The sequence below is a fragment of the Synechococcus sp. CCY9202 genome (genome assembly GCF_034931685.1).
Lineage (GTDB): Bacteria > Cyanobacteriota > Cyanobacteriia > PCC-6307 > Cyanobiaceae > CBW1002.
The window spans coordinates 1-4549 of sequence record NZ_JAYGID010000089.1; the positions used below are offsets into that span (position 1 = coordinate 1).

General features: G+C 58.0%; 8 protein-coding genes. 5 read left to right on the forward strand and 3 right to left on the reverse strand.

The annotated features are described in order from the left end of the window. Nucleotides 1-77: 77 nt before the first annotated feature. The 4 genes from VB777_RS17455 (at nt 78) to VB777_RS12025 (ending at nt 3235) form a co-directional block, all read left to right on the forward strand. Nucleotides 78-437: an AbrB/MazE/SpoVT family DNA-binding domain-containing protein gene (locus VB777_RS17455; protein ID WP_416238349.1), complete on the forward strand. Its 360-nt coding sequence runs from the start codon at nt 78-80 to the stop codon at nt 435-437. Continuing rightward, the gene (gene mazF / locus VB777_RS12015; protein WP_197158779.1) at nt 434-793 is read left to right on the forward strand and encodes an endoribonuclease MazF; all 360 of its coding nucleotides are present in this window, start codon (nt 434-436) and stop codon (nt 791-793) included. The genes VB777_RS17455 and mazF overlap by 4 nt, the downstream gene beginning before the upstream one ends. Nucleotides 794-1192: 399 nt before the next feature. Then, complete coding sequence (locus VB777_RS12020) at nt 1193-1528, forward strand: type II toxin-antitoxin system PemK/MazF family toxin (RefSeq protein ID WP_322758352.1); 336 nt, start codon at nt 1193-1195, stop codon at nt 1526-1528. A gap of 378 nt (nt 1529-1906) precedes the next feature. Continuing rightward, on the forward strand, nt 1907-3235 hold the full coding sequence (locus VB777_RS12025; RefSeq protein ID WP_322758351.1) for a dipeptidase: 1329 nt from the start codon (nt 1907-1909) through the stop codon (nt 3233-3235). Nucleotides 3236-3298: 63 nt separating this feature from the next. Here VB777_RS12025 and VB777_RS12030 read toward each other — a convergent pair whose 3' ends face one another. After that, nucleotides 3299-3511: a DUF3955 domain-containing protein gene (locus tag VB777_RS12030; protein WP_323249210.1), complete on the reverse strand. Its 213-nt coding sequence runs from the start codon at nt 3509-3511 to the stop codon at nt 3299-3301. Further along, nucleotides 3508-3912: a lysozyme inhibitor LprI family protein gene (locus VB777_RS12035; protein ID WP_323249212.1), complete on the reverse strand. Its 405-nt coding sequence runs from the start codon at nt 3910-3912 to the stop codon at nt 3508-3510. Before VB777_RS12035 ends, VB777_RS12030 begins: the two co-directional genes overlap by 4 nt. An 84-nt stretch (nt 3913-3996) precedes the next feature. On the opposite strand from VB777_RS12035, the gene VB777_RS12040 reads away from it, so the two are divergent. Continuing rightward, complete coding sequence (locus VB777_RS12040) at nt 3997-4347, forward strand: hypothetical protein (protein WP_323249214.1); 351 nt, start codon at nt 3997-3999, stop codon at nt 4345-4347. Between the two features lie 8 nt (nt 4348-4355). On the opposite strand, the gene VB777_RS12045 is transcribed toward VB777_RS12040, so the two are convergent. Beyond that, the coding region (locus tag VB777_RS12045) for a hypothetical protein (RefSeq protein WP_323249216.1) at nt 4356-4549 on the reverse strand (194 nt) is incomplete at its 5' end.

Sequence of the window (4549 nt, forward strand, 5' to 3'; positions counted from 1 at the left end):
AGGCCAACGATGCCGAAATCGGGCAGTTTGCGGCTCTGATAGCCGCCGATCCGACTTTTTGAGCCGGAAATCCACTGATGCCTGTGGAAAACTGGCTCGTGGGCTCGTTTTTCAGCAAACTCTTAGAGAGATGGGGGCGAAGCGTTTGCGGCCCACAACTGGTATACTCCCTGTATAGCCGCTGGGTTGCTGTGCAGACGCGCGTCCAGAAATGGGGAAACAGTCTTGGGGTGCGGATCCCGCGCGGCCTGGCTGAGGAGGTTGGCCTCGGCGCTGGCTCTGAAGTTAGCTTGAGTGCCAAGGATGGCGAGCTTGTCGTGAAGCCGTCGGTTCCTGCTCGCCTCAGCCTCGACGATCTTTTGGCAGAGGTCTCAGAGGAGAACCTCCATTCCTCTATCGATACGGGCTCTGCTGTCGGTGCGGAGATCTTCTGTTGACTGCTGCGTATGTCCCTGATCGGGGTGACTTGGTCTGGCTGGAGTTCACACCGCAGACGGGTAGTGAGCAGGCTGGGCGGCGTCCTGCTTTGGTGATCTCGCCAAAGGCCTACAACGCGAAGGTGGGCTTGGCCTTGTTTTGTCCAGTGACATCACGAGTCAAGGGTTATCCGTTTGAAGTGGCATTGCCTGAGGGCAGTGGTGTGGTCGGTGTCGTCCTTGCAGATCAGTTGAAGAGCCTTGACTGGCGTGCCAGGAAGGCGAAGCTGATTGAGCGTGCTTCGTCTGATGTGCTGGCGATGGTTACAGCAAGGATCCTGCCCCTGCTTGTTCCTGACAATCCTGCCACTCTCTAACACGGCCATTCACCTGACCCGCCACCGCAGATTCACTATTCCCTCTGAGAATCTTCTTCTAATGCTCTCTGCGGGCAGGTGATGGCCAGCGTTAGCCAGAGCAGGGGAATGCGCGGAGGTTGCCACTGTGACTACAATGTGAGCACGGTTGCGGGGTGTAGTGGTGGTCCGAGCAAAGCTGGTCAAAATCGGTAACTCGAGAGGGATCCGCCTCGCCAAGCCGTTGCTTGAGGTTGCGGGGCTGGCCGACGACGTCGAGATCGAGGCAGCTCCAGGGGTTCTGACCATCAGGCCGTTGGCGCATCCGAGGGCTGGCTGGGCAGAGGCGGCAGCGTCATTCGAGCCGGAGGGGCTGCTTGATGAGATGAGCGCTTCTAGGTTTGATGATGAAGAGTGGTCATGGTGACTGAGGAACGCGTCTCAAGAGGTGACATCTTCCTTGTCGCGTTGAATCCCACGCGAGGCTCTGAAATCAGGAAGACTAGGCCTTGTGTCGTAGTGTCGCCGGACGAGTTGAATACTCACCTTCGCACCTTCATTGTTGCCCCGCTCACGACTGGCGGCCATCCATACCCGTTTCGTGTGGGTTGCCAGTTTGACGGCAAAGAAGGTCATGTTGTGCCTGACCAGTTGAGGGCCGTAGATAGGGAACGACTCATCAAGCGATTGGGGAGTCTTTCGGAGACTACGTTGACTGAGCTGCTGGGTGTTCTTCAGGCGATGTTCGCTGTGTAGATGCCTTGCCAACACGGCCATGCACCTGACCCGCCCCCTTCAATTTCCCGAAGCCTAATGAGATCCCGAACCAGCAGCTTTTTGCGGTCAGGTGATGGCCAGCGTTAGGCGGGTTCCAAACCTGGAGGCATGCGCGGTCTTTCTGTATGTCCAGTAAGTACTTGTGCTCACACACAATGCAGTACACATATGAAGGTCCGCATAAATCGTCAACCAACTGGCACAGCGCTCTGCAAAGTCCCTGACTCACAGTGGGTCCTGGAGGCTGCGGCCCAAGGAATTAGCGTCTTATACGGAATGCGAAGCTATGGCTGCCAGTTTCTGCGGATTCAGCTAAGAACAAGTTGGACACCAATAAACACATGAGGTATATCTCAAATGAGAGACAAAATAAGAAACAATCAAGAACGTAATGGTTCCAAGGAGCTGGCCATAATCGACACGGGACTTGACGTTATAGGCTATTCGCCACCGGCATGCGATTCCACCAGGCGTGAGTTCCTGCAGACGCTCGCTCTTATAGGGGGAGGGGCAGCATCCACTCTAATCCTCGGCTCCAACAACGCATCAGCCGCTGACATCCCGCCAACCAATTCCTCGGTCAGCACGCCTAAACTTAATATCATCGATTACTCGAAGATCCCCCAACGGTTGCACAAATATTCTGCGACAAACAGGGCGAAGAAAATTGTGAAGGCATCCATCACGATGGATACCCTGTTTTCTGGCGTCTGGCCGAGTCAGTGGTCTAGCCCGCAGGCACCGGAATTTCACGACGAAATGGAGCGTTGCAAGGCAGCGGGTTTCAAGGTGCTGGCATGCTGCCCATCGGCAGATTCGCTGGATTCTTCGATCAAGGGTGTCGCGCAGTCACTGATGTTCTACTTGAACAAGATCAGCGAGAAACCCGACAAATACAAAATTGTGCGCACGACCAATGATATCGATACCGCCATCAAAGAAAACAAGCTCGGCCTGTTCTTCACCCATCAGGGCACGGCATTGTTTGCTGGCGATGTGGATATGGTCGGGTTATGGCGGCAACTGGGCTATGGATATTGCCTGCTCGCTTATAACCAGCGGAATGCCGTCGGTGATGGTTGTTTTGAGACCGCCAACGGTGGCCTGACTGCGTATGGCAAACAGTTGATCGATGCTTACAACCGCTACGGCATGATTGTTGATGTCAGCCACACCGGTGAGCGGACATCACTCGATGCGATTGAACGCAGCAGCAAACCCGTGATCTCATCGCATTCGGGAGCATTGGCAATTGCAGACTACCAGCGCAGTCTCTCTGATACGGTGATCAAGGCGATTGCGAAGAGTGGTGGTGTGTGCTCGATCAATATGGTCGGCGCCTTCATGGACAAGACCAATCCGGATATCGTGACTACCGATGCTCTATTTCGTCATGTCGACTACATGGCAAACCTCGTAGGCATCGATCATGTTGGTTTTGGTTCGGACTTCATTCCCAATGTCAACCTCACTGCTTCGCTGATTCAGACCCCGGCGGGTGCGGCCGTGTTTCCCGATGGCGGTTACAGCGCGGCGATGGGCGCCAAGGGCGTACCCACACCGGCGCCGTATCAGATCGTTGCCGCACTGGTGGACAAAATGCTGGAGAAAGGCTACTCGGAACAGGATTGCGGCAAGTTCCTCGGCGGCAATATGTACCGAGTGATGGAGGAGATCTGGATTTAGATTAAGACACCAAGGGCTTATGTGGGATTACATATTGAGGTCGTTAAATGCCTGACATCTGCATCACCTGCCTCTTGCTGGCTCTCTCCACAGCAGGCCAGCGATCCCAGCCCCAACGCCACCTAAGCCCAGAACATAACCGATAGGGATCAGAAGAAAGGCCTCCCGCAGGATGCCATCTGCATCCACATGTACGCCGATCAGCCGATAGGCGACCCAGCAGGCCATTGAACCAGCGAGCAGCAACAGCGATAGGCGGATGAGCGTGCGTTTCATGGCCGCAGCTGCTCCAGCAGGGTCTGGGTGAGCGCCAGCTCACAGCGCGTCGTGAAGATGCCATAGCCCGTCCCCTGGAAGCTCACCGACTTGGCGTAGGCGCACACCTTGCGGCGTTCGGCGCGGAAAGCACGCGCCTGCTCGCTTGGGTCGGAACTCGTCCTGTAGAAGCCGGTGAGGTTGTCGCGCCAGAGCGTCTGAAAGGTTTCGCTGGGCACTTGCCTGGCCTCGCTGGCCACCCGCACCAGGGCCTTCTCCAGCTCCCGATCCTTGGCTTGGAGGGCTTCCATCACGCAGCGGGTTTCGGCCACGGTGCTTTCTGATGGGGTGCAGACCTCCGCTGCTGGTGCCGGCAGCGGCACCAGGGAGACGGCCAGCAGCAGGTGGAGACAGGTGCGCATCGTGAGGCTTTTCTCCAGACGCATTTTCCCCAGACACATTGTCATGCTGGATGCTGCTGTTCCGAGTCGCCGCGCCTCTTCCCCATGACCAGCCTGCTCCCCCGGCTCCCCCTGCTGCTCACGGCCATCGCCGGCTGCCTTGTCAGCCACCCGGCTGCCGCATGGGCAGCCCCGGCAGGCAGCAACCTCGGGGTGCTGCTTCAGGCAGCGGGCGGCCAGCCCCTGGGCCTCTACGACGGTGTGCGCTTCGTGCGGATCAACGCCTCCGACGGCACCCGCATCACCGTCACGATCAACTGCGAGCAGGAGCTCTGGCGGGTGGCCCGCATTGAGCCCAGAAGCGGCCGAGCGGACTTCCGCGACGATCGCTTCCAGAGTGCTGCCGGCATCGGCCGCAGCCGTTGGTGCACCACCCCCGTGCGCACGATGGAGTGAGTCTGGGCTCACTCCTCCAGCAGCTGCACCTGGTACACGGCCACATTGCTGTGGGCAAGCGAGCGCACGATCTCAGGCACCATCTGCATCGGGGTGCAGAGCGTCAGCGAGCGGCGCCTGCCGGCGGCCATCTCCGCCAGGTGCTGGGGATCGATGCTGGTGGAGCGCTGCTGCGCTGCAGCCTCAAACACCTCCACCGCTG

Bases quoted from the DNA above. Each gene is read 5' to 3' on its own strand.
- VB777_RS17455 (WP_416238349.1), top strand. From the start codon at position 78: ATGCCTGTGGAAAACTGGCTCGTGGGCTCGTTTTTCAGCAAACTCTTA.
- VB777_RS12020 (WP_322758352.1), top strand. From the start codon at position 1,193: ATGGTGACTGAGGAACGCGTCTCAAGAGGTGACATCTTCCTTGTCGCG.
- VB777_RS12025 (WP_322758351.1), top strand. From the start codon at position 1,907: ATGAGAGACAAAATAAGAAACAATCAAGAACGTAATGGTTCCAAGGAG.
- VB777_RS12030 (WP_323249210.1), bottom strand. From the start codon at position 3,511: ATGAAACGCACGCTCATCCGCCTATCGCTGTTGCTGCTCGCTGGTTCA.
- VB777_RS12035 (WP_323249212.1), bottom strand. From the start codon at position 3,912: ATGCGCACCTGTCTCCACCTGCTGCTGGCCGTCTCCCTGGTGCCGCTG.
- VB777_RS12040 (WP_323249214.1), top strand. From the start codon at position 3,997: ATGACCAGCCTGCTCCCCCGGCTCCCCCTGCTGCTCACGGCCATCGCC.